Source organism: Quadrisphaera setariae, from assembly GCF_008041935.1.
In the GTDB taxonomy this organism is placed as follows: Bacteria; Actinomycetota; Actinomycetes; order Actinomycetales; family Quadrisphaeraceae; genus Quadrisphaera; species Quadrisphaera setariae.
This window is the reverse complement of sequence record NZ_VKAC01000004.1, coordinates 243,589-269,728: the sequence shown is the minus strand read 5'-3', so window position 1 is coordinate 269,728 and position 26,140 is coordinate 243,589. Positions and strand designations below refer to the sequence as shown.

The 26,140-nt window shown below is 76.2% G+C and carries 25 protein-coding genes; 12 read left to right on the top strand and 13 right to left on the bottom strand.

Annotation, left to right across the window (positions count from 1 at the left end):
* Window positions 1-64 precede the first annotated feature (64 nt).
* From FMM08_RS08440 to FMM08_RS08430, 3 genes are read left to right on the top strand one after another with little or no spacing between them, the layout of a single operon-like run.
* Entirely contained in the window at window positions 65-853 is a 789-nt protein-coding gene (locus FMM08_RS08440) for an aspartate/glutamate racemase family protein (RefSeq protein ID WP_147925884.1), read from the top strand.
* Between the two features lie 9 nt (window positions 854-862).
* Entirely contained in the window at window positions 863-1,957 is a 1,095-nt protein-coding gene (locus FMM08_RS08435) for a zinc-binding dehydrogenase (protein WP_147925883.1), read from the top strand.
* The gene (locus FMM08_RS08430; RefSeq protein ID WP_255472184.1) at window positions 1,954-2,331 is read left to right on the top strand and encodes a TraR/DksA family transcriptional regulator; all 378 of its coding nucleotides are present in this window, start codon (window positions 1,954-1,956) and stop codon (window positions 2,329-2,331) included. The genes FMM08_RS08435 and FMM08_RS08430 overlap by 4 nt, the downstream gene beginning before the upstream one ends.
* 153 nt (window positions 2,332-2,484) lie before the next feature.
* Here FMM08_RS08430 and FMM08_RS08425 read toward each other — a convergent pair whose 3' ends face one another.
* Window positions 2,485-3,324: an SDR family oxidoreductase gene (locus FMM08_RS08425; RefSeq protein ID WP_255472182.1), complete on the bottom strand. Its 840-nt coding sequence runs from the start codon at window positions 3,322-3,324 to the stop codon at window positions 2,485-2,487.
* 118 nt (window positions 3,325-3,442) lie between these two features.
* Between FMM08_RS08425 and FMM08_RS23340 the strand changes: the two genes are divergently transcribed.
* The gene (locus FMM08_RS23340) at window positions 3,443-3,847 is read left to right on the top strand and encodes an HIT family protein (RefSeq protein WP_222710558.1); all 405 of its coding nucleotides are present in this window, start codon (window positions 3,443-3,445) and stop codon (window positions 3,845-3,847) included.
* Between the two features lie 21 nt (window positions 3,848-3,868).
* On the opposite strand, the gene FMM08_RS08415 is transcribed toward FMM08_RS23340, so the two are convergent.
* The gene (locus tag FMM08_RS08415) at window positions 3,869-4,222 is read right to left on the bottom strand and encodes an STAS domain-containing protein (RefSeq protein WP_147925880.1); all 354 of its coding nucleotides are present in this window, start codon (window positions 4,220-4,222) and stop codon (window positions 3,869-3,871) included.
* 74 nt (window positions 4,223-4,296) lie between these two features.
* Here FMM08_RS08415 and FMM08_RS08410 point away from each other — a divergent pair, with 74 nt between their 5' ends.
* A complete protein-coding gene (locus tag FMM08_RS08410; RefSeq protein WP_369431693.1) occupies window positions 4,297-4,653 on the top strand; it encodes a DUF1905 domain-containing protein in 357 nt (118 codons plus the stop codon).
* Window positions 4,654-4,798: 145 nt separating this feature from the next.
* Here FMM08_RS08410 and FMM08_RS08405 read toward each other — a convergent pair whose 3' ends face one another.
* Together FMM08_RS08405 and FMM08_RS08400 are read right to left on the bottom strand one after the other, a co-directional pair.
* Window positions 4,799-7,039 (bottom strand): DEAD/DEAH box helicase, encoded by a 2,241-nt coding sequence (locus FMM08_RS08405; protein WP_147925879.1) that lies wholly within the window; start codon window positions 7,037-7,039, stop codon window positions 4,799-4,801.
* A 64-nt stretch (window positions 7,040-7,103) separates the two neighbouring features.
* Entirely contained in the window at window positions 7,104-7,775 is a 672-nt protein-coding gene (locus FMM08_RS08400) for a class I SAM-dependent methyltransferase (RefSeq protein WP_147925878.1), read from the bottom strand.
* A gap of 123 nt (window positions 7,776-7,898) precedes the next feature.
* Between FMM08_RS08400 and FMM08_RS08395 the strand changes: the two genes are divergently transcribed.
* Window positions 7,899-8,849 (top strand): NAD-dependent epimerase/dehydratase family protein, encoded by a 951-nt coding sequence (locus FMM08_RS08395; protein ID WP_147925877.1) that lies wholly within the window; start codon window positions 7,899-7,901, stop codon window positions 8,847-8,849.
* A 4-nt stretch (window positions 8,850-8,853) separates the two neighbouring features.
* Window positions 8,854-9,915: an LssY C-terminal domain-containing protein gene (locus FMM08_RS08390; protein ID WP_147925876.1), complete on the top strand. Its 1,062-nt coding sequence runs from the start codon at window positions 8,854-8,856 to the stop codon at window positions 9,913-9,915.
* A gap of 243 nt (window positions 9,916-10,158) precedes the next feature.
* On the opposite strand, the gene FMM08_RS08385 is transcribed toward FMM08_RS08390, so the two are convergent.
* The 3 genes from FMM08_RS08385 to FMM08_RS08375 form a co-directional block, all read right to left on the bottom strand.
* Entirely contained in the window at window positions 10,159-10,605 is a 447-nt protein-coding gene (locus FMM08_RS08385) for a GNAT family N-acetyltransferase (RefSeq protein WP_222710556.1), read from the bottom strand.
* Window positions 10,606-10,668: 63 nt separating this feature from the next.
* Window positions 10,669-12,924, bottom strand: a complete 2,256-nt coding sequence (locus FMM08_RS08380; RefSeq protein WP_147925874.1) for a S9 family peptidase — start codon at window positions 12,922-12,924, stop codon at window positions 10,669-10,671.
* A gap of 63 nt (window positions 12,925-12,987) precedes the next feature.
* A complete protein-coding gene (locus FMM08_RS08375) occupies window positions 12,988-15,336 on the bottom strand; it encodes a SpoIIE family protein phosphatase (protein ID WP_147925873.1) in 2,349 nt (782 codons plus the stop codon).
* Window positions 15,337-15,493: 157 nt separating this feature from the next.
* Between FMM08_RS08375 and FMM08_RS08370 the strand changes: the two genes are divergently transcribed.
* Window positions 15,494-16,033, top strand: a complete 540-nt coding sequence (locus FMM08_RS08370) for an ATP-binding protein (protein ID WP_187279627.1) — start codon at window positions 15,494-15,496, stop codon at window positions 16,031-16,033.
* A 66-nt stretch (window positions 16,034-16,099) separates the two neighbouring features.
* Here FMM08_RS08370 and FMM08_RS08365 read toward each other — a convergent pair whose 3' ends face one another.
* The 6 genes from FMM08_RS08365 to FMM08_RS08340 form a co-directional block, all read right to left on the bottom strand.
* The gene (locus tag FMM08_RS08365) at window positions 16,100-16,543 is read right to left on the bottom strand and encodes an OsmC family peroxiredoxin (RefSeq protein ID WP_147925871.1); all 444 of its coding nucleotides are present in this window, start codon (window positions 16,541-16,543) and stop codon (window positions 16,100-16,102) included.
* A gap of 101 nt (window positions 16,544-16,644) precedes the next feature.
* Window positions 16,645-17,652 (bottom strand): acetamidase/formamidase family protein, encoded by a 1,008-nt coding sequence (locus FMM08_RS08360; RefSeq protein ID WP_147925870.1) that lies wholly within the window; start codon window positions 17,650-17,652, stop codon window positions 16,645-16,647.
* Window positions 17,653-17,693: 41 nt separating this feature from the next.
* Window positions 17,694-18,296 carry a nitroreductase family protein gene (locus tag FMM08_RS08355; RefSeq protein WP_222710555.1) on the bottom strand — a complete coding sequence of 201 codons (603 nt, stop codon included), beginning with the start codon at window positions 18,294-18,296 and terminating at the stop codon, window positions 17,694-17,696.
* 78 nt (window positions 18,297-18,374) lie between these two features.
* A complete protein-coding gene (locus FMM08_RS08350) occupies window positions 18,375-19,211 on the bottom strand; it encodes a DUF1206 domain-containing protein (RefSeq protein ID WP_222710554.1) in 837 nt (278 codons plus the stop codon).
* A gap of 134 nt (window positions 19,212-19,345) precedes the next feature.
* On the bottom strand, window positions 19,346-20,245 hold the full coding sequence (locus tag FMM08_RS08345; protein ID WP_147925869.1) for a DUF1206 domain-containing protein: 900 nt from the start codon (window positions 20,243-20,245) through the stop codon (window positions 19,346-19,348).
* A 75-nt stretch (window positions 20,246-20,320) separates the two neighbouring features.
* On the bottom strand, window positions 20,321-21,181 hold the full coding sequence (locus FMM08_RS08340) for a glycerophosphodiester phosphodiesterase family protein (protein WP_222710553.1): 861 nt from the start codon (window positions 21,179-21,181) through the stop codon (window positions 20,321-20,323).
* Window positions 21,182-21,396: 215 nt separating this feature from the next.
* Between FMM08_RS08340 and FMM08_RS08335 the strand changes: the two genes are divergently transcribed.
* The 4 genes from FMM08_RS08335 to FMM08_RS08320 all read left to right on the top strand — a co-directional run bounded on the left by FMM08_RS08335 (window position 21,397) and on the right by FMM08_RS08320 (window position 25,904).
* Complete coding sequence (locus FMM08_RS08335; RefSeq protein WP_147925867.1) at window positions 21,397-23,517, top strand: M3 family metallopeptidase; 2,121 nt, start codon at window positions 21,397-21,399, stop codon at window positions 23,515-23,517.
* Window positions 23,518-23,578: 61 nt separating this feature from the next.
* Window positions 23,579-23,857, top strand: a complete 279-nt coding sequence (locus FMM08_RS08330; protein WP_147925866.1) for a hypothetical protein — start codon at window positions 23,579-23,581, stop codon at window positions 23,855-23,857.
* Between the two features lie 182 nt (window positions 23,858-24,039).
* Window positions 24,040-25,167, top strand: coding sequence for a ScyD/ScyE family protein (locus FMM08_RS08325; RefSeq protein ID WP_147925865.1), 1,128 nt, complete (start codon window positions 24,040-24,042; stop codon window positions 25,165-25,167).
* Between the two features lie 203 nt (window positions 25,168-25,370).
* Window positions 25,371-25,904: a hypothetical protein gene (locus FMM08_RS08320; protein WP_147925864.1), complete on the top strand. Its 534-nt coding sequence runs from the start codon at window positions 25,371-25,373 to the stop codon at window positions 25,902-25,904.
* The last annotated feature ends 236 nt before the right edge of the window (window positions 25,905-26,140 follow it).

Here is a 26,140-nt window from a genome sequence, read left to right as displayed (position 1 = left end):
CTTGTGGGTGCCTGCCGGCGCTGTGGGCTACCGCTCCTGGTGCCCCGTGGCCGAGCGTGGAGGCATGAGCACGAGCAACAGCACCGTCCTCGGGGTCCTCGGCGGCATGAGCTGGGAGTCGACCGCGCTGTACTACCGACTCGCCAACGAGCTGGTCCGCGGGCACCGCGCCGACGGGTCCCACGGGCAGCCGGCCGAGCCGCTCGCCAGCGCCGACCTCCTGGTCCGCAGCCTCGACTTCGCCCCCGTGCGCGAGCTGCAGCTCTCCGGCCGCTGGGACGACGCCGCCGACCAGCTGCGCCGCGAGGGCCTGGCGCTGGCGGGGGCGGGCGCCGGTGTCGTCGTCGTCGCCACCAACTACATGCACAAGGCGGCGGGGCCGCTGGAGGCGGCGCTCACCGAGCGTGGCGTGAGGTTCCTGCACCTGGCGGACGTGGTGGCGCAGGCGGCGCTGGCCCGCGGGGCCAGCACCATCGGGCTGCTCGGTGCCGGAGGCACCATGACCGAGCCGTTCTACGCCGAGCGCCTGGCCGCCTCCGGGGTGGAGGTGGTCGTGCCTGACGCCGCCGGGGTGGCCCGGGTCGACGCCGCGGTGTTCGGCGAGCTGTGCCGCGGGGTGTTCTCGCCCGCGACCCGCGCCGACCTCGCCGCGGTGGTGGCCGACCTCGTCGAGCGCGGCGCGCAGGCCGTGGGCCTGTGCTGCACCGAGCTCGAGCTGCTCCTCGGCCCCGAGGACGCCCCGGCCGGCGTGCCGCTGCTGCCGTCGGCGCGGCTGCACGTGGAGGCCGCGCTGGCCGCCGCCGGCCAGGTGCCCGCCCTGACGGCGCGGGTGAGGCAGGTGCAGACCGTCTAGCCTGCGCCGGTGCGCGCGCTGCAGTACGCCGAGCCCGGCGGCCCCCTGTCCCTGGTCGACCTGCCCGACGCCGAGCCCCCGGCGCACGGCGCCGTGCTCGCGGTGGAGGCGACCGGACTGTGCCGCAGCGACGTGCACGCGTGGGCCGGGCACGACTCCGACGTCGTGGTCGGTGCCCACGCCGGCCCCGGCGGCACCCCGCTCGTGCACGTGCCCGGCCACGAGCTGGCCGGGCGGGTGGTCGCCGTCGGCTCCGAGGTGGACCCCTCCTGGCTGGGACGGCGGGCCACCACGCCGTTCGTCCACGCCTGCGGCAGCTGCCCGGAGTGCCGGGGCGGGGACGGCCAGGTCTGCCGCGACCAGACCCAGCCGGGCTTCACCGCGCAGGGGTCGTGGGCCGACCAGGTGGTGGTCCGCCACGCCGCGGTGAACCTCGTGGAGGTGCCCGACGACGTCGACGGCGGAGCCGCCGCCCTGCTCGGCTGCCGCTTCGCCACCGCCTACCGCGGCCTGGTGCAGCGCGCGCGGCTGCAGCCCGGCGAGCGGGTGCTCGTGGTCGGTTGCGGGGGCGTGGGCCTGTCGGCGGTCATGGTGGCCGCCGCGACCGGCGCCGAGGTGGTCGCCGCCGACGTCGACGAGAGGGCGCTGGCGCGCGCCGTGGAGCTCGGCGCCACCGCCACCGTCGCCACGGCCGGTCTGTCACCGGCCGAGGTCGCCGAGGCGGTCGCCTCGGCCGGTGGAGGTGGCGGCCGAGGCGGTGGTGCGGCGGTCAGCGTCGACGCGGTGGGACGCCCCGGCGCCCTGGACGCCTGCCTGCTGTCCCTGGCCCGGCGCGGCCGGCACGTGCAGATCGGGCTCGTGGCCGCCGAGCCCGTCGTGGCCGTCACCCGTGTGATCACGCATGAGCTGGCGCTGCTGGGCAGCCACGGCATGGACGCCCGCAGCTACCCCGAGCTCATGGCTCTGGTCACCTCCGGGAAGCTGCGCCCTCAGGACCTCGTGGCGCGCTGGCTTCCCCTGGCCGACGCCGACGGGATCGAGCAGCTGGTCCGTGCCATGGACGACGGCACGGCACCCGTCGGCGTCACGATGATCCGCCCGTGAGCTCACACCCGCCGTCCCCACAGCTGTCGCTGGCGGACGTGGTGGCCGCGCTGGAGGCCGAGCGGGCCGACGCCACCGCCCAGGTGCTCGACCTCGACCGGGCGGTGGCCGGGGTGGTGGAGGCCTCCCGCGACTCCAACGCCGACGACGAGCACGACCCGGAGGGCGCCACCATCGCCTTCGAGCGGGCCCAGGCGATCGCCGTCCGAGACCGCCAGCGGTCGCGGCTGCGGGAGGTCGACGCCGCGCTGGGGCGCGTGGCTGACGGGACCTTCGGACGCTGCGAGCGCTGCGGGTGTGAGATCGCTCCAGGGAGGCTGCTGGCCAGGCCCACATCTCACACCTGTGTGACCTGCGCTGACGCCCGCCGCTGACACCTCACACCACCGGTGTGAGGTGTGAAGTGCAGGTGTGTGAGTTACGTGTGAGGTCACTTCGAGGTGGGCAGCGGGTCCGGATCGAGGTCCGAGCGGTCACTGCGCCGACGACCTGGCACCACCGCCCGGAGGCCTCTGCGGTGGGGTGCCTCAGCGGTGGGTGCGGAAGCCGCCGTTGCTGAAGAGCACCTGCCCCGTGACCCAGCCGCCGCGCGGGGACAGGAGGAACTCCACGAGGTCGGCGGTGTCAGCGGGGGTGCCCAGGCGTCCGAGCGGTGTGGCGGCCCGTCCGGAGCGGCGCACGTCGTCGTCCATCCAGCCGGTGTCGACGGGCCCGGGGTTGACCGCGTTGCTCGAGATCCGGAGCCCGCCCAGCTCCTCGGCGGCAGCGACGACGATCCGCTCCAGCGCTCCCTTGCTGGCGCCGTAGGGGAGGTTGTGGGCGGTGTGGTCGCTCGTGAGCGCCACCACGCGCCCGGTGCCGGGCGCGAGGTCGGCCTCGCGGAAGCGAAGCGCGTGCTCGCGCACCAGCAGCCAGGTGGCGCGGGCGTTGACGGCCATGTGGCGGTCGAAGGACTCCACGTCCGTGTCGAGGATGCTCGAGTCGACGCTCTCGCAGTGGCAGACCACGAGCGCCGTCACCGGACCGAGCTCGCCCTGCACGGCCTCGAAGGCGGCCGCGGGCCCGGCGGGGTCGGACAGGTCCACCTCCGCTCCGGTCGTCCTCGCTCCGGCCGCGGCGAGGTCCGCCAGCAGCGAGGCGGGGTCGCCGGGCTGCTCGCCCCACGGCATCCGCGCGTCGTAGGGCGTCCACCACGTCAGGCCGACGTCCCAGCCCGCCGTCGCCAGGCGCAGCGCGATCCCGGCGGCGATGCCCCGTCGCCGTCCTGCTCCGGTCACCAGCACCACCGGCCGGCCGCGCTGCTCCTCCCGGTCCTGGGTCTGCTGGGTGTGCTGCTGGGTGTGCTGCTGGGTGTGCTGCTCGGCCACGACGGCCGACGGTAGGAGGCGCACCCCGACCGGCGCACGGGGTTTCCTGGCCACGCGCGCGGGGCAGGGAGGTGGCGTGGTGCAGGAGTTCACCCCGCGGGGGTCAGACCAGCCGTGCGTGTTCTGCGCGATCGTGCGCGGGGAGTCCGCGGCCGAGGTGGTGCACCGCACCGACACCGTCGTGGCCTTCCTCGACGCGCACCCGCTCTTCCCGGGGCACGCGCTCCTGGTGCCGGCGGTGCACGTGCAGACCTGGGACGAGCTGCCCGTCGAGCTCGCTCACGAGTGGCTCACCACCAGCCAGGCGCTGCAGCGCGCAGTCGAGGCGGCCACCGGCGCCGACGGGGCGCTGCTGCTGAACAACAACGTCGTCAGCCAGAGCGTGCCGCACGTGCACCTGCACGTGGTCCCGAGGCGCCGGGGCGACGGGCTGCGGTTCTTCCTCGGACCGCGCCGCCGCTACGCCCCCGGACAGGCGCGCGAGGTGGCCGAGGCCGTGCGGGCCCACCTCACGGCCGGCTGACGCGACGCCCCGGGGGCCCGGTCAGGTGCCGGTGGGGCGTTCCTGGACGGGGACCACGTCCACCACGTGGTCGGCTCCGAAGATGCTCAGCGCGTGCAGCGGCTGACCGCTCGCCCCGACCACCCGCACGCGGCGCGGGGCGACCAAGCGGGCCACCTGCACCAGCAGCCGCATGCCGGAGGAGTCCAGGAACGTGGTGCCCGTCAGATCGATCTGCTCGACGTCGGCCCAGAGCGGCAGCTCGTGCAGGACGTCCTGCGTCACGGAGATGTCCAGCTCACCGCTGACCACCAGCCGGGTGGGGTCCGCGTCGGCGAGGTCGATCGAGCCGCAGGGCCCGTCTGCGGCGCCGTCGCCGGTCGTTGCTGTCCCCACGGCACCCATCTTGCACGCCCGGGTGCACCTGTGTGCACCGAGCCGGAGTGGGCCAGTCTGGGGAGGTGGCGACGGTGGGCCCGGACGGGCTGGACGACGACGGCGGCGGGCGCCTCGGCGCGCAGACGCGCTACGAGTTCACCGCCGAGCTGTGGCGCTGGCAGGCGCGCACCGACGAGTGGGTCTTCGTGAGCCTGCCGCAGGACGCCTCCGACGAGATCGCCGCCGTGCCCCGGCCGCGTGCGGGCTTCGGCGCGGTGAAGGTCACGGTGACGATCGGCGGCTCGCGGTGGACCACGTCGATCTTCCCGGAGCCGGGTGCGGGCGGGGAGGGGCCCCGCTACGTGCTGCCGCTCAAGAAGGCGGTGCGCACCAGGGAGCGGCTCGAGCTGGGTGACGAGGTGCGCGTCGCGGTGGAGACCCACCACTGAGCCGTTCCCGCTGCACCGACCGGTCTGGTCCGCGCCCGCCCGTCCGGACGCACGTCCTGGCGCTCAGCCGCATGATCGTGGGTGAGAGTGCCAGGCCTGCTGCTCCTGGACCTTGCGGTGCGCGGCGCGGCGCTCGCGGACCAGATCAGGCGCGCTTGAGCAGCGCCAGCGGGTAGACCGGACCGGCGCCGACCTCGCGCAGGAGCACCGACGCGACGGTGAGCGACCAGCCGGTGCGGGTCTCGGCGTCCACGACGAGCACGGGCGTCCCGCCGGAGGCCTCCACGGCCTCCCGTCCCTCGGGTGAGAGCTGCAGCCGGGCCAGCGCGACGCCCGCCGCCGCCGACGCGGGGGCGGGCCCGGCGCCCTCGCGGCGCGGCGCCTCGAGCGGGGCTCCCGGCACGGCCTCCAGCGCCGGCAGCACGCGCAGGCGTCCCACCTCGCCCAGCGCCTCGGCCAGCGCCCGGGAGGCGGCCTCACGCGCCGACGTCCCGCCGGAGCCGTCTGGCAGCCACGTCACCCACGCGGGCCGGCCCGCGGGCCAGCGCCAGCGGCCCAGCGTCCGCACGCAGCCGTCGAGCACGTCGCTCCACGTCACCGCCGCTGGGCCCTCGCGCAGCACCGCGGCCACGGCGTCACCCCAGGCCGGGTCCTCCCCGATGGCCAGGGCGCGGCCCGGCTCGGCGCGCACGTCCTCGGCGATGCGTCCCCGGCGGCCCGAGGTGCCCGACGGCCACATCTTGCGCGGCTCGAGCACGGTGGTCTGGCTGCGCAGGTGGCGCAGCGCGGCGGCTGCCAGCTGCTCGTCGACCGCCAGCCCCGGTGCGGGCAGGCGGCCGGTGCAGGCGGAGCAGCGACCGCAGTCGACGGCGCCGTCGTCGTCGAGCTCCGAACGCAGCACCCTCAGGAGGCAACGGGCTCCGGGCTCTGACGCGTCGGAGACCGCTCCGGCGGGGGTGGCCGCGTAGCGGCGCATCACCGCCTGCTCGGCGCGGCGGGCGGCGGCGACCCCGGCGATGCGCTCAGCGTCGTAGTGCCACGGCTGTCCCGTGGTGCGGTAGCCGCCGGCGACGCGCTCGACGGCGCCGTCGACGTCGAGCACCTTGAGCAGCGCCTCCAGCCGACCCCGCCGCAGCCCGGCCTCCACCTCGAGCTTGGGCAGGCCGACGCCCTCCTGCCCGCCGCTGAGGCGCTCGAGGACCTCCAGCACGCGGCGGACCACGGGCTCGGGCGGGAAGGCGGTGGAGTCGAAGTAGGCCCAGATCCGCTCGTCAGCGGCCGTCGGCAGCAGCACGCCGACCGCACCGTCGAGCGCGCGGCCCGCGCGGCCGACCTGCTGGTAGTACGCCACCGGCGAGCTCGGTGCCCCGAGGTGGACGACGAACGCCAGGCGCGGGTGGTCGTACCCCATGCCCAGGCTCGAGGTGGCGACCAGCGCGCGCAGCTCGCCCGAGAGCAGCGCCGCCTCGAGGCGCTCGCGCTCCGCGGGCTCGGTGGCCGAGGAGTACGCGGCCACCGCGTGCCCGCCGCCCTCGTCGGAGGCGAGGAACTCCGCCAGCCGCGCCGTCTCGGCCACGGTGAGGGTGTAGACGATGCCGCTGCCGGTGGACTCCCGCAGGAACTGCGCGGTCCACGCGTAGGCGTGCGCGACGTCGGGGGTGGGCACCACCGCCAGCTCCAGGCCCTCCCGGTCCAGGGGGCCGCGCAGCGTCAGCGCCGGGGTGCCGTCGGCCGACAGCTGCGCGGCGACGTCGGCGGAGACGCGGGCGTTGGCGGTCGCCGTCGTCGCCAGCACCGGGGTGCCCTGCGGCAGCCCGGCCAGCACCGAGGCGAGGCGGCGGTAGTCGGGGCGGAAGTCGTGGCCCCAGTCGGAGATGCAGTGCGCCTCGTCGACGACGAGCAGGCCCAGGCGCGGCGCGAGGCGGGGGAGCACGCGCTGGCGGAAGCCCACGGAGTTGAGGCGCTCGGGGCTGACGAGCAGGACGTCGACGGCGTCGGCGGCGATCTGCTCCTCGATGGCGGGCCAGTCGTCGACGTTGGCCGAGTTCAGCGTCACCGCGCGCAGCCCGGACCGGGTGGCCGCGGCCACCTGGTCGCGCATGAGGGCCAGCAGCGGGGAGACCACGAGCGTCGGGCCCGCCCCCCCGACCTCGGCGTGGTGGCGCCGCAGCGCGGTGGCCACCCAGTACACCGCCGACTTGCCCCACCCCGTGCGCTGGACGACGACGACGCGGCGGCGCTCGGCCACGAGCGCGCTGATGGCGGCCCACTGGTCCTCGCGCAGGCGGGCGCCCTCGCCGGCCAGGGCCCGCAGGTGCGCCTCGGCCGCCTCGCGCAGGTCCGTGGGCGCGGACGCCGGGGTCGCGGTGGTGGTCGCGGTGCTCACGAGGCTCCACTCTGCCGTGCGCCACCGACAGCGGTCGCTCGGCCGGGCGCCCCCGGCCCCTCGGTCAGCGCGGGGCGGTCCAGACCGCGACGCAGCGCCAGAACAGCCCGCGGCGGACGTGCGCTCCCGGCAGCAGCGCCCGCGTGGTGGCGGCGATCTGCTCGAAGGGCTCCTGCGGCTCCCTGATCGGACAGGTCATGTGCGGCGGCAGCGACGTGGCCGTCCGGGGCTGCTTGACCAGGCCGACCACCGGGTTGAGGACCAGCGACGCCCACGAGTGGTACCTGTCGGCAGGGGTGTCCTGGTACCGGCCGACCACCACGAGGCGACCGCCCGGTCGCAGCGCCGCGCGCACGGCGGTCAGCGTCGGCTCCAGGGGCAGGTGGTGCAGGCTCGCGACGAAGGTGACGAGGTCGACGGAGCGCTCGGGCAGCGGCTCGAACGCCGCGTGGCGCACCTGGACGTTCGGCAGCCCCGCGGTGGCCTCTGCGGCCAGCCGGGCGCTGCGCTCGTCGGGCTCGACGCCCGTCACCTCCGGCATGACGTCGGCCAGTCGGCGCAGCAGGCGGCCCGTCCCGCAGCCGACGTCCACGGCGCGGGTGCCACCGGCCGCGGCGACGCGGCGCGCGTGGTGGAGGACGACCGGCGCGTAGACGTCGTTGTGGGACCACGGGTGGCGGGCGTTGACGGCGTCCAGGGTCCTCAGGGCCGTGGACACCACGGCGGGGGCTGCCATGCCGCCCAGTGTGGAGGTGTTCCCTGGGTCGTGGATCACAGGCCGCTGGACCAGGTGCACCCGGTCGGGGCACCCGAGACGCGGACACTGCGAGGCCGGACGAGGCGAGGAGGAGGCACCGTCGTGAAGGCTGTCGTGCTGGGTGTGAGCGGCATGACGGGGCGTGCGGTCGCCGCGGCGCTCGCGGACGCCGGGCACGAGGTGGTGGGCACCGGCCGTTCGCCCGACGGGTTCCCGCCCGCGCTGCGCGAGCGCGGGGTGGTGTTCTCGCGCTCCGACCGCGACGACCCCGCCCAGGTGCGCGCAGCGCTGGCGGACGGGGCTGACGTCGTCGTCGACGTGGTGGCGTACACCGCGGCGCACGCGCGCAGCGTCCTCGAGGCGTCGGCGGACGTCGGCTCCGTCGTCGTCGTCTCGAGCAAGGCGGTCTACCGCGACGCACGCGGCCGCCACTCCAACAGCGACGACCCGCCCGACTTCGGCCGTCCCGTCACCGAGGACACCCCGCTGCTGGCGCCCGACTGGTCGGGGCAGTACCGCTCCCGCGAGGGCTACGGCCCCAACAAGGCCGCCGTCGAGGAGCTCTACCGCGGTGCCGACGTGCCGGTCTCGGTGCTGCGGCCCTCGCGCATCCACGGGCCGGGCAGCGCGCAGCCGCGCGAGCGGTGGGTGGTCGACCGGGTGCTCGCCGGGCAGCGGACCTTCCGCCTGCCGCACGCCGTGACGGCGGGCAACCACACCACGGCCGCCGCGAACCTCGCCGCCCTGGCGCTGCTGTGCGCGCAGCGGCCCGCCCACCGCGTGCTCAACAGCGCCGATCCCGGCACCCCGACGGCCGCCGAGGTGGTCACCGCTGTCGCAGCCGCGATGGGTGTCGAGGTGGAGGTCGTCGACGACGACGGGGGCCCGGACGGCGAGCCGTCGCCGTGGAGCACGTGGCCGCCGTTCTTCCTGGACACCTCCGCGTCCGAGGCGGCCGGGCACCGGCCCGTCGGCACGCACGCCGCGACGGTCGGCGCGTGCGTGGAGGAGCTGCTGCGCCGGTCGCGCTCCCAGGCGCGAGGATCATCATGACGGCGTGACGCAGGCGCAGCAGGCCCCCGGCTCGAGTCACAGCTCAGGTCACAGCTCGAGCCGCAGCGCGGACCGCCCGAGGCTCCCTCGCAAGCGGCTCGCCCGCACCTGGAGCGGTGGCGAGGCCGTCGACGGCGCCTTCTTCGTGGCGGGCACCGCGCTGGTGTTCTGGCTCGGCTGGGTGCTGCTGCGCGACCACCGCGCGCTGGCGTGGGGCGAGCTCGGCCGGCTGGTGCTGTTCTGGGCGCTGGTGGCCTACGTGGGGCTGCCGCGGCTGCAGCAGGTGCTCACCAAGGTCTACGTGCCCGACTACTTCATCGGCCGCACGACCACCTCCTCCGGGATCCTCGGAGACCCGGTCAACCTGGGCCTGCTGGGCAGCGAGCACCAGGTGCACGCCGCCATGACGGCGGCGGGGTGGACGCGCGCCGACGAGGTCACCCTGCGCACCTCCTGGGGGATCGTCGTCTCGGCGCTGCTGCGCCGGCCCTACCCGTCGGCGCCGGTGTCGCCGCTGCTGCTCTTCGGACGGGTGCAGGCGTTCGCCTACGAGATGCAGGTGGGCGGGGACGCCTCCCGGCGCCACCACGTGAGGTTCTGGCCGACGCCCCCGGGCTGGGTGCTGCCGGGCGACCACCGCGTCGACTGGCTGGCCGCCGGCACCTTCGACCGCGCGGTCGGCCTGTCGCTGTTCACCCTGCAGGTCACGCACAAGATCGACGCCGACATCGACGTGGAGCGCGACCACGTGGTGGTCACCCTCCAGCGAGGCGTGCCGCAGGCCCGCACCGAGGTGCTGCGCCACTTCGTGGCCGCGTTCCACTCCCGCAACGGTGGCGGGGACGTGGTCCGCACGGACGGCAGCCTCGTCGTCCTCGACCTCACGGATCTGCCGGGACCGCGGCCTGGCGCCCCGGAGGCCGACGACGCCCGGCGCCGGCTGGTGGACCGCGGGGCGCCCCCGGTGGAGCTGGTCATCGGGTGCTGCTCATGGGCGTGTGCACCGTCGAAGCGGCGCTGCTCGTCCACCGCGCGAGCCAGTTCCACGGCGGCCACGGCAGCCTGACCTCGCTGCTGCACGCCGGGGCGTCGGTGGTGGTGCTCGTGACGGTCAGCTCCGACGGCGTCCGCCGCTGGGTGGCTGACCGCGCGAGCAGGTGATGGGGCCGGGCCAGGCGGCGCGGCACCGCCAGGTCGTCGACGACGACGAACCCGCCCCGGCCGCGAACGATGCGCTCCTGCCGCGTCAGGGGCTGCCGCTGCGGTGCGGGACGGTCAGCACCGATGGCTCCCGGTGGACGGCGCCCGGTCAGGAGCCGGCCCGCCAGCGGTAGCGGACGTCGGGTGCGCGCTCCTCGTTGGTCGAACCGTCGGTCTCCTCCTCCGCGACGAACCCGGCGCGCTCGTAGAACGCCCGGGCCCGGGCGTTGCCAGCGAACGTCCACAGCTGGAGGTCACCGCTGCTGGCGGCCTTCGCACGGTCCAGCAGCGCTCGGCCGACACCGCGTCCCTGGTGGTCGGTGAGCACGTACAGCTGGTCGACCCACCCCGGACTGGTGGCGAGCACGCCCACGAGGAGGTCGTCGTGCCTGACCACCGCGACGTCGTGCTGGACGAGCAGCACCGAGGTCACCCACCCGAGGTCCTCCTCGGGGGTGTGGACGACGGCGAGCCAGGGCATCGCGGCCGCCTTGCTCGTGCGGATGAGCTCGGCGATGGTGGCGGCGTCGGCAGGGGCGGCGGCTTCGAGGTGCACCGTCAGAGGGTCCCCCTGCCGACCCGTCATCCGCGTGCACACCGAGCGCAGGCGGCGCGGACGTCAGGCCAGGCCGAGCACGTCCAGTGCCCACGCGTCCTCGAAGGCCCGCTCGCGCCACGCCTCGTAGCGGCCCGACCGACCGCCGTGCCCGCCGTCCACCTCGGTCTTCAGCAGCACGTCGGGGGCGCCGTCGGCTGCCTGCAGCCGCATCCGCGCCACCCACTTGAACGGCTCCACGTAGAGCACGCGCGTGTCGTGCAGGCTCGTGGTGACGAGCATCCGCGGCCACGTCGGGGAGCCCGGTCCGCCGTCGGCGACCGAGGGCAGGTTCTCGGTGGGGGCGTAGCCCTTGATGAGGGCGTAGGCGTCTGCGTCGCGGATGGGGTCTCCCCACTCCTCCTGCTCGGGCACGGTCAGCGGCAGCGTCTCGTCGAGCATCGTGGTGAGCGGGTCGACGAAGGGCACTGCCGCCAGCACCCCGGTGAACAGCTGCGGCGCGAGGTTCAGGGCCGCACCGACGAGCAGCCCGCCCGCCGAGCCGCCGGAGGCGACCAGGCGCGCCGGGTCGACGTGCCCCTCACGTCCCAGGTGCTCGGCCGCCGCCACGAAGTCGGTGAAGGTGCTGCGCTTCTCGGCCAGCCGCCCGCCCTCGTACCAGCGCCGGCCCAGCTCGCCGCCGCCGCGCACGTGCGCCACCACGAAGACCACGCCCCGGTCCAGCAGCGACAGCCGCGGCACGGAGAACCACGGGTCGAGGCTGATCTCGTAGCTGCCGTAGCCGTACAGGTAGCCCGGGGCGGTCCCGTCCGCGGCGACGTCGGCGCGGCGCACCACCGACAGGGGCACGCGGACGCCGTCGGGGGCGGTGGCCCAGACGCGCTCCTCGACGTAGGCGGAGGCGTCGTACCCGCCGCGCACCGGGGTCTCGCGGCGGAGCACCAGCTGCCCGTCGCGCTCGCCGCCGGACAGGTCCAGGTCCACCACGCGCACCGGCGTGGTGAACGAGGTCTGCTGCAGCCGCAGCAGCGGCGCGTCGAAGGACGGGTTGCCGGCCAGCACCGAGGACGCCAGGGCCGTCGGCGCCGGCACCTCCGCCGGCTCGCCCAGCGCGCCGTCCTCCGAGACCTCCAGGACGGCGACGCGCGGCAGCGCCTCTCGCCGCCACGACACCGCGACGTGCCCGCTGAACGCGTCGACGTCCTCCAGGCGACGGCCCGGCTCGTGGTCGATGACGGTGGTCCACCGCTGGTGCGCGGTCGCGGGGTCCACCGAGCCGTCGAGCACGCCCTCGGCGTCCAGCAGCGCCAGCGCGAAGTCGGGGGCGTCGTCGTCGTGGAGGACCAGCAGCACGTCGCGCCCTCCGCCAGCACCCGGCAGGACCGCGTGGTCGACGGAGTACTCCACGCCGTCGCGGCGGCCCGCCACGGAGACCGGCACCTCGCCGGGGGCGCGGTCCGGGCCGCCGGCGTCCAGCAGCCACACCTCGGAGGTGTTCTTCGACCCCGCCGACAGCACGAGGAACCGCCCCGACCGGGTGCGCCCGACGCCGAGCCAGTACCGCTCGTCGTCCTCGCGGAGCACCACGGCGTCACCCTCGCCGTCGGGGGAGCTCTCGCCCAGCACGTGCCGGCGCACCTCGAACGGGCGCCACGCCTCGTCCACCACCGAGTACAGCAGCGTGCGCGAGTCCGAGGCCCAGGTGGCCCCGTGTCCCAGCCCGGCGATGGCGACGTCGAGGTCGGCGCCCGTCACGAGGTCGCGCACGCGCAGCGTGAAGCGCTCGTCACCGGTGGTGTCCGCCGACCACGCCAGCAGCTGCCCGTCCGGGCTGACCGACGCGGCTCCCAGGGAGAAGAACGCCGAGTCGCCCGCTTCCACGTTGCCGTCGAGCAGCACCTGCTCGCCGGTCAGCGCCGAACCGTCCTCCGGCAGCGCCGGGGGCTCCCAGCCGCCGGGCTCGCCGGCGGCCACCGCGGCGGGGACGCGGCAGATGAGCCCGTACTGCTGGCCCTCCACCGTGCGCCGGTAGTACCACCACGCGCCGTCGCGGGAGGGCACCGACAGGTCGCTCTCCTGCGTGCGCGAGCGCACCTCCTCGAACAGCTGCTCGCGCAGCGGCTCCAGGTGCGCGGTGCGCGCCGCCGCCCACGCGTTCTCGGCGTCGACCAGCTCGCGCACGCCCGGGTCCTCGGCGTCGCGCAGCCACTCGTGCTCGTCGACGACGACGTCGCCGTGGTGCTCGCGGGTCACACGCTCCCGGCGCGCGACCGGCGGGTGGGAGGGCTGGCCGGAGGACGGGGGAGGAGCGCTGCTCACACCTGCGACCCTACGGCGCCGCCTCCACCAGCAGACGAGCGCAGGAGGTCCGGCCCCGCGAGCTCAGGCGCCCGGGACCCACCCGACGGCGAGGACGGTGGTGTCGTCGGCGCGCGCGGACACCGTGCGCATCAGCTGGTCGCACAGGGCGTCCAGCGAGCCGGCGTCGCCGCTGGCCGTGGCCACCACCCGCGCCAGGCGGTCCGTCCACGCGGTGCGGCGCTCCTCGACGAGCCCGTCGGAGTACAGCAGCAGCGCACCGCCCGGCTCCAGGGCCACCTCGGTGGCGGAGTAGGTGACCTCGTCGAGCAGGCCCACCGCGGGTCCCCGCACGCCGTCGTCCACGAGCCGCGCGGTGCCGTCGCCCCCGCGCAGCACGAGCGGGGGGTGGCCGGCGTTGGCGATGCGCGCCGCCCCGGTCGCCGGGTCGACCACGACGACGACGGCGGTGGCGAGCTCGCCCGGGAGCAGCCGCGTCACCAGCTCGTTGAGGCGCTCCAGCGCCTGCGCCGGGTCGCGCACGGAGAGCACGTAGGCGCGCAGCGCGTTGCGCATCTGCGCGCTGATCGCCGAGGCGGCCAGGCCGTGCCCGGCCACGTCGCCCAGCACCACGCCGGTGCGGCCGTCGGGCAGCGGGACGATGTCGTACCAGTCCCCGCCGACCACGTCGTCGCTGTGGGGGACGTAGCGCACGGCCAGGTCGAGGCCGGGGACGTCGGGCAGCTTCTCCAGCAGCAGCGTCTGCTGCAGCGCGGTCGCCAGCCGGTTGGTGCGCTCGACCTCCCGCAGCATCGCGTCGGACAGGTGCCCGGCGAAGCCGAGGGCGGCCTCCACCTCGTGCGGCGCCCACGCCACGGCGACCTGCCGCTTGGTCTCGCTCCAGGCCGCGAAGGAGCGCCGCGGGCTCAGGCGCAGACCACCGCCCTCGTCCTCGCCGACCACCTTCGAGGAGCGGGGGTCGCCGCCCCAGGTGACCTCCTGGAGCACCTCGGGGCGGAACCACGCGACCAGGTCGCCCGGCTGGCCGCCGGAGACGGGAGCCGCGAGCACACCGCTGGCCACCGCCCAGACCTCCTGGGGGTCCAGCCCCGCTGCGGCCGCACCCTGCGCCAGCCCCGGCGCAGAGGCCGCCAGCGACGCCGTCACCAGCGGCCCGTCGGCGAGCAGCGCGGACAGGGCGGTGACCACGGACGGCGGCGGGGCGGTGCCCAGGAGCCTCAGCTCCCCGTGCACCCGCAGCGCGGCGCCGCCGCACGGGACGAGGTCGGCGATGGTCACCGACTCCCGCGTCAGCGCCTCCAGCGGCATCTCGGGCGTCTCGGCGAGCAGCTCGGTCAGGCGGGCGCGCACGCGAGCGGAGGCGACCACGTGCTGGTCGGCCTCGCGGCCCACCGCCACGGGCAGCAGCAGCGAGGCGGTGCGCCCCAGGAACTCCGCCGCCGTCCGCACCGGGACGCTCGGCCGGTGGGGGCCGGCGTAGTGGTGGCAGGCGATGAGGCCCCACAGCCGGTCCCCGTGCAGGAGGGAGATCGACATGGAGGCGGCCACGCCCATGTTGCGCAGGTACTGCAGGTGGACGGGCGAGACGCTGCGCAGCACCGCCAGCGACAGGTCGAGCGTAGCGCCCGTCGGCTGCGCGGGCTCCAGCGGCACGGGGTCGTAGGTGGAGGTGGGGATGATCCTCAGCCACTGGCGGGCGTACAGGTCCCGGGCCTGCGCCGGGATGTCGGAGGCGGGGTAGCGCAGCCCGAGGAAGGGCTCCAGGTCCGCGCGTCGGTCCTCGGCGAGCACCTCGCCGTTCCACTCGTCGTCGAAGCTGTAGACCATCACCCGGTCGAAGCCGGTGAGCCGGCGCACACCCGTGGCCAGGGCGTCGGCCAGCTCCACGACGCTGCCGGCGTCCTGCAGGCGGCGCAGCACGGGGGGCAGCTGCAGGTGCCAGGGGCTCGCCGGCGACTCGTCACCGGAGGCGGGCTCCAGCTCGAGGACGACGAGGGGCTGCCCCTGCCCGCCGGCGGGGCCTGCGGCGACGCGGTGGGCCACGGCGTGGTGGCGCGCGCCCGACCCCGGCGGCAGCTCCACGGGCTCCGCGGTGGTCGCCTGGTCGTCCTCGCCGGAGGCCACCGACGCCACGAGGGTCGCCAGCTCCGCCGACAGGTCGGGCAGGCGCCCGCCCGCGGCCGCCGAGGGGCCGAGCGCAGCGGCGGCGCCGGCGGAGGCCGACAGGACCGGCAGGCCCTCGCCGGCGGGACCGACCACGAGCAGGTGGCCGTGGGGCTGGACGGAACCCGGCACGCGGATCGGCTCGTCGGCGCACGCGGCAGCGGCGGCGGCCAGCGCCTCGTCGTCGTCGAAGGGGTCACCAGCCGGTGCCGGTGCGGAGGAGGCGGACGGGGGCCGCGAGGCGTGCACAGAGCTCCAGCTGTCGGTGGCGGGTCGTGCGGGGGAGGGTCTCCGTCCGGTCACGATGCGGATCGGAGGCGGATCACCACGTGTGCGGGCGGCCAGCGCGGGTAGGTCCGTGCCATCATCGCACCGCTGCTGCGCCACCCGCCGACTTGGAGGCTCCGTGCACCTCAGCTACGGGCTCCGGCTGCCGACGGACGTGCGCCACGTCCCGGTCGTCCGGCACCTCGCCACCGCCACCCTCACCGAGCTGGGCGTCAGCCCCGACAGCATCGACGACATCGCGCTCGCCGTCACCGAGGCCTGCAGCAACGTCGTCCAGCACGCCGGCTCCGGCGCCGACTTCGAGGTGCGGGTCAGCGTGGAGGGGGAGTGGTGCCGCATCGAGGTGGTCGACGGCGGCGGCGGGTTCGACCCGGCGCGCGCGGCCGCGGAGGTGCTCGCAGAAGGCCCCAGCAGCGACCTCACGCACGGACGCGGCCTGGGCCTCATGCGCATCCTCGTGGACCAGCTCCACTTCGAGCCGGGCGAGGCGGGCACCACGGTGGTGCTGGTGAAGCACCTCCGGCTGCGCAGCGGCTCGGTGCTGGCAGCGCAGCACCGGGACACCTCCGCCGGCGCCCCGGGTGGCCCGGACGCCCCGGGCGAGGTGGCGCAGGGCGCGCCGAGCGCCAGCGGCCAGGACGTGCGCGAGGGCGCCTGAGGCCTCGGCCCCGGGCGCCCTCGCGGCGTCAGGTGGACCTGGCGGTCCCGGTGGTGCAGCGGGAGGTCAGGACTCCAGCTTCGCGTCCAGCGTGATGTCCACGCCGGTCAGCGCCTTGCTGATGGGGCACCCGGCCTTCGCGTCGGCGGCGGCCTTCTGGAAGCCGGCCTCGTCGAGGCCCTCGACCTCACCGACCACGGTGAGCTTGATGCCGGTGAGCTTGAAGCCACCGGCCTCCTTGTCCGGGCCGAGGGAGACGTCGGCCTTGACCTCGAGGGACTGCGGGGTGCCGCCGGCGGCCGCGATGAGCGCGGACAGCTGCATGGCGAAGCAGGAGGAGTGCGCCGCGGCGACGAGCTCCTCGGGGCTCGTGGTGCCGTCGGCGTCGTCAGCGGCCCGCTTGGGGAACGACACCGTGTAGGTGCCGACGCCGGAGCTGGTGAGCTCGACCTGGCCGGAGCCCTGCTCGAGGGTGCCGTTCCAGGCGGTGCGAGCGGTGCGGGTGGGCATCTCGTCTCCTCGTCTCTCGACGTCTGTCGTCCGTGCGTCCGGGACGTCCCGGACGCACGTGCAGCAACCTATCGTGCACGACAGGTATTCCTGCCACCGGGTCAGCCGGCGATCTCAAGCCTGCCCGGCGGCAGGACGGCGTGCACCCCGTGCACCCCGCCGTTGACCACCTGCGTGACCCGCAGGTCCACGGCGGCCGACGCCAGGGCCAGGGCCCGCTGCCGCGAGAGGGCGTGGCGGGCGCACAGCAGGTCGACCACGCCGCCCAGCGCGTCGGCGGCGGCCTCGTCCAGCGACGTGCCGGTGCCGAACACCACCGCGCCCGCCGGCGTGGTGGCCCAGGGACGGCCACCGGGCAGCGCCCACGGCGCACGACCGCGCTCGTCGACGTCGTCGTCTCCGTCCCCGCGGTGCAGCAGCAGCTGCAGCTCGAGGACCTCCAGCGGGCACTCCAGCGCCACGCCTGCCACCTCGCCGTCGCCCTGCGCGGCGTGGCCGTCCCCGAACGACAGCAGCGCCCCGGGGACCTCCACCGGCAGGAACAGCGCTGATCCGGCCACCAGCTCGCGGCAGTCGAGGTTGCCACCGGTGCGCCGCGGCGGCACGGTCGAGCGCGGGCCGGCGCCGGGCGGGACGGCGGGGCAGGTCCCCACCAGGCCCGGGAACGCCCGCACCGCGACGGCGTCGCCGAACTGGTCGACCGCGCGCGTCCGGGCGTCGTCCAGCTGCCACACGAGCACCTCGCGGGGCAGCTCGTCGACCCCGGCGGCGCGGTCGGCGAAGGTCTCCCTCGAGCCCGCGCCCGTCAGCGCCCACGCCCCGGGGCGCACGTCGAGGACCCGCACCTCCAGGACGTCCCCCGGCCTCGCTCCGCGCACGGCCACCGGTCCGGTCAGGGCGTGGCCGGGGTCGAGCACGGGGTCGTGCTGGGGCCACGGCAGCAGCTCACCGGTCGCCAGGGCCTGCGGCGCCTGCTCGGACGCGTGCCAGCCGGAGTCGAGGCAGGAGCCGACGACGACGTCGCCGTCGTCCACCACGAGTGCGGGGGGCAGCGACGGGTCGAAGCGACCGTGCAGCGCCTCCCGGTCCGGGGCGAGGCGGTGCCTCACTCCCGCCTCACTCCTGCCTCACTCCTGCTCCACCCCTGCCCTCACCGCGCGGCGCCGCGCAGGGGCAGCACGAGCTCGCTGAGGGGCCTGCGGGAGCGCTCCAGCTCACGGCGGCGCGACGTCTCGTCGAGCGTCGCGAGGTCTCCCTGGCGCCCGACGGCCACCACCACGAGCGGCTCCACGCCCTCGGGGACCTCGTAGGCCTCGCGCACCGCGTCGACCTCGAAGCCGCCCATCGCGTGCACCACGAGACCCTCGGCGGCCGCCTGCACCGTCAGGTGCGCCACCGCCTGGCCGGCGTCGAGGTCCGCCCAGCGCAGGCCCTTCCCCTCCGGGGTGGTCCGCTCGACCGCCACGAGCACCAGCGCCGAGGCGTTCGCCGCCCAGGCGGTGTTGAAGCCCATGAGCGTGCCGAAGAGCACCTCGTGCTCGGGCGTCCCCCGCAGCGCCAGCGCGAAGCGCCACGGCTGGGTGTTGCTCGCGCTGGGGGACCAGCGCGCGGCCTCCAGGAGACGGCCGGCCGTCTCCCCGTCCAGGACGTGGCCGGGGTCGAAGGCGCGGGTGCTCCAGCGCTCGGACAGGAGCGGGTGGACGTCCTGCGCGCCGGTGGTCGGTGCGGTGTCCGGCAGAGAGGTGGTGGTCACGTGATCGGTGAGCGACGAGCGTCGCCCGTTTCTTCCCCGACGGGTCCGGTGGTGCTCCGTCGGGGTGGTCGCAGGCGGTCAGAGGTGGCCCAGCCGGGCCCTCACCACGGCGTAGACCCCGTACGCGGCGAACCCGGCGCCCACGCCGACCAGCAGCACCGACCCCGCCGGGAGCAGCAGCAGGGCACGCAGCGCCGCGTCCAGGCCTCCCGCCTCGCGCGGGTCGTTGGTCACCGCCGCCACCACGAACAGCACGCCCACCACGCACAGCGCCAGGCCCTTGGCCGCGTAGCCGACCACGCCCGCCACGTCCACGCCGAGCCGCGTCGGCCCCTCCGGCAGCCTCAGGTCCTCCCGGAAGCGCAGCCGGACCCCCTTGGCCACGTGGTAGAGCCCCACCCCCACCACCGCCAGGCCCGCCACCGCGACCGCCGCCGTGCCCAGGAGGTCCTCCATGAGCTGCTCGGTGACGTCGTCGCTGGCGTCCTCGGCGTCCGTGCTGCCGCCGGCGGCGTACGTGACCGCCGTGACCACCACGGCGCTGTAGACGACCCCCTTGGCGAGGTCCTTGACGCCCTCGCCCCGCTGGCGCCACCGCAGCTCCAGCGCGCCGTCCACGAGGTGCCACAGCGCCAGCGCTGCCAGCGCCGCGCTCGCGGCCCACAGCAGCCCCTGCCCGCCGGGGGTGCCGGCCACCGCGGCCAGCGCCCCGCCCTGGTCCGCCGTGCCGCCGCGCGCGCCCGCCGCCAGACGCACCGCGAGCGCCCCGATGAGCACGTGCATGAGCCCCGACAGGGCGTACCCGACCCGCGCGAGCGGCTCCAGGTGCTCCCGGGCCGCGCGGGCACCGTCCTCGACGTCGTCCGAGACCTCGCCGTCGCCGTCGCGGTCGACCCACGCCAGCAGGCTCTGCACGAGGCGCTGCGGCCGCCCCGACGGGAGGCGCCGCAGGAGGCCGTGCAGCCGTCCGCGCGCCTCGGCGCCGGCTCGCGCGCCGGTCGAGCCGCTCCTGCGCGTCGTCGCTGGTGCGCCTCCCGGCGGCCTCGCCGTCAGAGCTCGCCCCAGCGGGCGCGCACGAAGCACCAGACGCCGTAGAGGGCGAAACCCACGCCCACCGCCACCAGCAGCGCCACCCCGAAGGGCGCGCCGACCAGGGTCCGCATCGCGGCGTCGATGCCACCGGCCTGCGAGGGGTCGCTGCGCACCGCAGCCACCACGAACAGCACCCCGACCACCGCCAGCGCCAGGCCCTTCGCCACGTAGCCGGTGCGTCCGGCCCACAGCGCGGCCCTCCCGGCGCGACCTCCAGGGCCGGAGCCGCCGAGGTCGTCCCTGACCTTGTCCGAGCACCCCTTGTAGACGAGGTAGCCGCCCCCGCCCACCACCGCGAGCCCGACGGCCCCCACCAGCAGCACCCCGCCGGGGGAGCCCATGAGCGTGGCGGTGGCGTCGTCGGTGGAGGACTCCGACGACGACGACCCGCCGCGCGCGAACGTCAGGGCCGTCCCGGCCAGCGCCAGGAAGACCACGCCCTGGCCGAGGCCCTTGGCGGCCTCCTTCGCCTCCTTCGCGCGGGCCTCGAGCGCGCCGTCGAGCAGCTGCCACAGCCCCAGCGCGGCCAGGGCGACCACGGCCGCCCACAGGGCGAAGGCCCCGAAGGGGGTGCGGGCCACCTCACCGAGGGCGCCGCTGGAGTCCGCGCTGCCACCCGAGCCGCCACCGAGGGCGATGCGGACCGCGAGCGCGCCGATGAGCACGTGCAGGAGCCCCGAGACCACGAAGCCCGCGCGGGCCACGGGTTCCAGGCGCTCGCGGGCCTGGCGGGCGCCGCGCCGGGCGTCCGCTCCGGGGGACCGGCCCGAGCCCTGGGCCCGGGGCCCTCGGTGACCGGTGTGACCGCTGTGACCGCTGTGGCCGGAGGCCGCTGTCGACGATGACGCGGGAGGCATGGCGCACATGGTGGACCCGCTCACCCCGTCCGGCACGTCGGCGCCGGGCGGGGCTGCGGGGCCGGTCGGGAGGCCTCAGCGGCGCGCCGGCAGCACCGCCACCAGGTCCGACACCATGACGCCGGCGGCTCCCAGCGCGCGGGCCCGCTCGAGCTGCCTCGATGAGGTCAGCACGTGCGCCATGACCGGTGCGCCGAGGTCCAGCACCTGCTTCCAGCGAGCGTCGGGGGCGTCGACGTCCATGCCGAGCAGGTCCCACGCGCCCGCGGTGCGGGCGAGGAGGCCGGGGTCGGCGTCGAGGTCCTTGGCCCAGAAGAACCCCCAGCTGCGCCAGCCCTCGCGACGGGCGGCGTCGGCCCACCACGTGGTGTCGACCGGTGCCTTGGCCACCACCCAGTCCTGGGAGGAGGGCACCTTGCGCAGCGCCGCCACGAGCTCGGGGTGGAACCTGGCGCTGGCCGCCTTGGGGTCGACGAAGAGCACGCGCCGTCCACCCCACCGCTCCAGCAGCTCCTCCAGGCGCGCGTAGGGGCGCTTGGCCTGGGTGCGGTCCCGGGTGGTCGACGGGCTGATCCGGTAGGAGGCCACCTCGGCCCAGGTGTGCTCGGAGGCCTTGAAGCCCTGCGTGCCGGAGGTCCTGTCGAGGGTGCCGTCGTGCAGGCCGAACCACACCCCGTCGGAGGTGCGCGACAGCGACAGCTCCAGCGCGTCGGCGCCGAGCGCAGCGGCGCTGGTGTAGGCGAACGCCGACATCTCCGGCCAGTCCCGCGAGCCGCCGCGGTGGGCCACCACGAACCCCGGGGTGGCCAGCAGCTGGTCGACGTCGGGGGCGGCAGCCGCCCGCGCCGACGGCACCAGCGGACCGGCGCCCGCAGCCGCGGCCCCGACCGCCGCGAGCCCCGCGCCGGCGAGCACCGCGCGCCTCGTCCACACCACGCCGTCCACACGAGCCCCCGCCGTCGTCGTCCTCGGGGCCGCCCGTCTCGCGGGCGTCCCTGCTGGCACACCCATCGGCACGCCCACCTCCATCCCTACCGCTGTCGTGGCACCCGACCCGCTCCCCGGGGCGCAGGTCCACCCCAACGGCCGCTGCTGAGGGGCCTGCGGCGCGGTCGTGCTGGGGGGCGGGACGCTGGGATAGCGTCGCCAGGGTGCTGGACCCCACCAACCCCCTGGCCGCGCCGAGCACCCTGCCGCACGGGCTGCCGCCGTTCGACGTCCTGCGCACGGAGCACTTCGCGCCGGCGCTGCGCGAGGGCATGGCCCAGCAGCGCGCGGAGGTCGAGGCCGTGGCCACGGGCGGCGAGCCGGCGACGTTCGAGAACACCGTCGGGGCTCTCGAGGCCTCCGGTGAGCTGCTGGCCCGGGCCGCGAACGCCTTCTACAACCTCGTCTCCTCGCACTCCGACGACGCGCTGCGCGCCGTCGAGGCGGAGCTGGCGCCGGAGCTGAGCGCCCACGGTGACGCGATCCACCTCGACCCGCGGCTGTTCGCCCGCCTGGCAGCGGTCCGCGACCGGTGCGCAGGCGGCGCCCCGGACGCCGACGGCACCGTGCTCGACGACGAGCAGCGGGCCGTGCTGGAGCGCTGGTACCGGGACCTCGCCCGCGCGGGGGCCGGTCTCGACGACGACGCCAAGGTGCGGCTGCGCGAGCTCAACGGGGAGCTGTCGCGGCTGACCACGCAGTTCGGCACCGAGCTGCTGGCCGCCACCAACGCCGCCGCCGTCCACGTCACCGACCAGGCCGAGCTCGCGGGCCTGTCGGCTGGCGAGCGCTCGGCGGCCGCGCAGGCCGCGGTCGCGCGCGGACTGGACGGCTGGGTGCTGCCGCTGTCGCTGCCCACCGACCAGCCGGTGCTGGCGTCCCTGGACCACCGCGGCCTGCGCGAGCGCGTCTTCCGCGCCTCGACCACGCGCGGCCTCGGCGGCGAGCACGACACGCGCCCGCTGCTGGTGCGGATCGCGGCGCTGCGCGCTGAGCGCGCCGGCCTGCTCGGGGCGGCGCACCACGCCGAGCACGTGCTGGAGGACGCCACCGCCCCCTCGGTGGAAGCGGTCATGGACCTGCTCACGTCCGTGGTCCCGGCCGCGGTGAGCAACGCCCGCGGGGAGGCGCTGGAGCTCGCCGAGGAGCTGCGCGCCGCCGGCGGGGGCGTCGGCGGGGACGCTGACGCGCAGCTGCGCCCGTGGGACTGGGCGTGGGCGGCCGCGCGCGTGCGCGCACGCCGGTTCAGCCTCGACCCGTCCGAGCTCAAGCCGTACTTCGAGCTGGACGCCGTCATCACCCGCGGCGTCTTCGCCGCCGCCACCGCGCTGTACGGCCTCACCTTCACCGAGCGTCCGGACCTGCCGACCTACCACCCCGACGTGCGAACCTGGGAGGTCTTCGACGAGGGCGGCGCGTCCGTCGGGCTGTTCCTGGGCGACTTCTTCGCCCGCGAGTCCAAGCGCGGCGGCGCGTGGATGAGCAACTACGTCGACCAGGTCGCCCTCCCCGGTGCCGGGGGCCGGCCCGCGCGGTCATCGCGTCCCGTCGTCGTCAACAACCTCAACGTGCCCCGCCCGCCCGACGGCGAGCCGGCGCTGCTCACCGTCGAGGAGGTGGAGACCGCCTTCCACGAGTTCGGGCACGCGCTGCACGGACTGCTCTCCGACGTCCGCTACCCGCGGCTGTCCGGCACCACCGTGCCGCGCGACTTCGTGGAGTTCCCCTCCCAGGTGAACGAGGTGTGGGCGTGGGGCCCGGCGCTGCTGCCCGCCTACGCGCGCCACGTGGAGACCGGCGAGCCGCTCCCCGAGGAGCAGGTGCAGGCCCTGCTGGCGTCGCGCTCCTACGGCGAGGGCTTCGCCACCACCGAGATCGTCGCGGCGATGCTGCTCGACCAGGCGTGGCACCAGCTGGCCCCCGGGGAGTCCGTGGCGGCGGACGACGTCGAGGCGTTCGAGGCGGCTGCGCTGGAGCGCCGCGGCATCGCGCTGGAGCTGGTGCCTCCGCGCTACCGCTCCACGTACTTCAACCACGTCTTCTCCGGCGGCTACTCGGCCGGGTACTACTCCTACCTGTGGAGCGAGGTGCTCGACGCCGACACCGTCGAGTGGTTCTCCGAGAACGGCGGCATGCGCCGCGAGAACGGGGCCGCGTTCGCCCGCGAGGTCCTCGCGCGCGGCGGCACGGTCGACCTCGCCGCCGCCTACCGCGCGTTCCGGGGCCGCGACCCGCGCGTGGAGCCGCTGCTGCAGCGCCGCGGCCTGGCCGCCACCGGCTCCTGAGCCGGTCGCCCGCCCCGAGGGCTGGCGGACCACAGCAGGACGACGACGGTCAGGGGGCGGCGTGCCGAGGGTGCCGGGCGAGAACAACGGGCTGGGGACGGTCTCGCTGGCGGTGGGGCTGGTCTCGCTGCTGCTGGGCGTGGTCGTGCCCGTGCTGCTGCTGGGTGGCGGGGTCGGCGTGTGGCTCGCGGTGCGGGCGCGCCGGCGCGTCATCGACGGGGATGCGAGCAACCCGAAGACGGTCCTGGCGGGGTTCTTCACCTCGGCCGCAGCGGTGGCGCTGTTCCTCGTGCTGCTGACCGTCGGTGTGATCACCCACGCCGGGAGCGGCTCGTCCTGAGGGCGACGCCCCTGCGGCGGTCGAGGGAGTCCACCGCGCGGTGAGCGCGGCCAACCGCTCATCGTGCTCCCGGGGGGTCCCGTCGCGCCAGGGTGGTGGGCCCCTGTTGCTGGGGGTCCGCTGTGAGGATCCTGGTGGGCCGTCCCGGGACGTGGGGTCCCGGCCACGAGGGGGTGGTCCGGATGCTGGTGACGAGTGCGCGGTCCAGGCGCGCGAGGGCGGTGCTCTCCGCCGCGGCGGTCGGGTCCGCGCTGGTGCTGCTGGCACCACCGGCCGGAGCCCACGGCCGCCACGGAGGGGGTCACCACGACGCAGGGCCACCGGTGGAGGTGGTCGCGTCGGGGCTGTCCGACCCGTGGAGCGTGAGGTTCGACGGTCGCGGGCGTCTCGTGGTGGCCGAGCAGGGCACCGGTGAGGTGACGCGCGTCGAGGGACCGGGAGCCGGCGGGCAGCGCGTGCTCGCGACGCAGCCGGGCCTGGCGGCCGCTGACACCTCCGGGCGCACCGTGCTCGCGCTGACCTCCGGCGGGGCACCCGACGCCCCCGCCGTCGCGGGGCAGGCGACCCTGTACGCCGGGCCTCCCGGCCAGCTGCGCGCGCTGGTGGACCTGCTCGGCTACGAGAAGAGCACCAACCCCGACGGGCAGGACCAGGCTGCACCGGACGCCCTGTCCAACCCGTTCTCGGTGCTGGCCGGCAGCGGGAAGCACGCGCCGCTGGCGTACGTGGCCGACGGCGGTGCGAACGACGTGCTGGCGGTGGCCGCGGACGGGCGGGTCAGCACCTTCTTCGTGCCGCCCACCGTGACCACCGGGGCCTGCGCCGGGGTGCCGAACAACGGCAGCCTCACGGGCTGCGACTCCGTCCCCACCGGGCTCTCCTACGGCCCGGGTGGGAAGGTCTACGTCGCCGCGCTCACCGCGGAGGTGCCCGGCGAGGGCCGCGTCTACGTGCTCGACCGCACGGGCCACCAGGTGCGCGAGATCACCGGCTTCACCGGCCCCACCGGGGTGGCCGTGGGCGACGACGGCACCGTCTACGTCAGCGAGCTGCTCGAGGGGGCACCCCCTCAGGACGGACCGCCTCCGGCCGGCTTCGACCCCTCGACCATCGGCCGGATCGTCGCGGTCGCACCGGACGGCCGGCGCTCTGCGGCGCAGGTGACGATGCCGCTGGGCCTGCAGTGGAGGGACGGCGCGCTCTACACCACCGCGTGGAGCGTCGCGGGCCAGTTCGGCACCACACCGGCTGGCGCACCGCCGGTCGGCGTGGTGGCCGAGGTCCGCAAGAGCGCGTTCACCGCCCTGTGACGCCGCGGTCCCGCGTCCGCGCTCGGCTGCAGACCGCCGCGCGGACGCGGGACCGCCGAGCGGATGACGTGAGACGGCCACCGGGCCACTGACGGCCGAGCGCGGCTGGACGGCGCTCACGCAGCGCGTCACGGTGATCGCTGCCGGTGAGGAGAAGCCGCCGGACCGCGCGGAGCGCGGAGCGCGGACGGAGTGGAGCGGGCGTGGCGTCGCTGATCGCGGGTGTGGTGCGTGCCGCCGTCCTCGGCACGGGGGCGATCGTCGGCACGGCGGCCTGCGGCTGGCTGGTCGGCCACGCGCTGACCATCGCCCACACACCGGCCTGGAGCGGGTGGCAGGCGCCGCTCAGCACCGCAGCTCCGACCGCGGAGTCCTCCCCGGGTGACACCGCCGGCCGCGCACCGACGGCTGCGGCGACCACCTCACCGAGCGACGCGCAGACTCCTGCGGAGAGCTCCGGTGACGGCTGGGGAGCGACCGCCGTCCCGACCGGTGACCGCTCCGCCGGGGGCCCTGCCGACCGGACGACCCTCCCGGAGGGCGCCACCGCCGGCGGGGTGCTGGGGGAGGACCCCGGCCAGACCGACGAGCAGCAGCTCCGGCTCCTGCTCGGCGAGGACGCCGGGGCCACGCGCAGGAGCGACCCGCCCACCGCCGCACCCAGCTCGCCGGACGGGGAGACCGCGCCCTCGGCGACTCCGCCTGCTGAGCTCGCTCCGGAGCCCGCGTCCTCCTGACGCACCCGGGCACGTCGCCGGCGAGCCGCCGACCAGCCGTCCCGCCCAGCCTGGCTGGCACGCGCACCACGACGACACCCGCCCGCACCCTCCGCCCCCACCGCGGTCGGAGCGGGACGACGACGAGCGCTGCCGGCCGGATGCTGCCGTCGTCGTGCTCAACGCCCTGGTCCGCCGCCGCTGACCGCCTCCACGATCATGCGGCCGAGCGTCACTCCCGGCGGTGGGGTGCCGGG

Coding starts and splice junctions, on each gene's coding strand:
- FMM08_RS08365 (WP_147925871.1), bottom strand. CDS start 16,543: ATGCCCACCCGCACCGCTCGCACCGCCTGGAACGGCACCCTCGAGCAG.
- FMM08_RS08325 (WP_147925865.1), top strand. CDS start 24,040: ATGCTGGTGACGAGTGCGCGGTCCAGGCGCGCGAGGGCGGTGCTCTCC.
- FMM08_RS08400 (WP_147925878.1), bottom strand. CDS start 7,775: ATGGCAGCCCCCGCCGTGGTGTCCACGGCCCTGAGGACCCTGGACGCC.
- FMM08_RS08345 (WP_147925869.1), bottom strand. CDS start 20,245: ATGCCTCCCGCGTCATCGTCGACAGCGGCCTCCGGCCACAGCGGTCAC.
- FMM08_RS08440 (WP_147925884.1), top strand. CDS start 65: ATGAGCACGAGCAACAGCACCGTCCTCGGGGTCCTCGGCGGCATGAGC.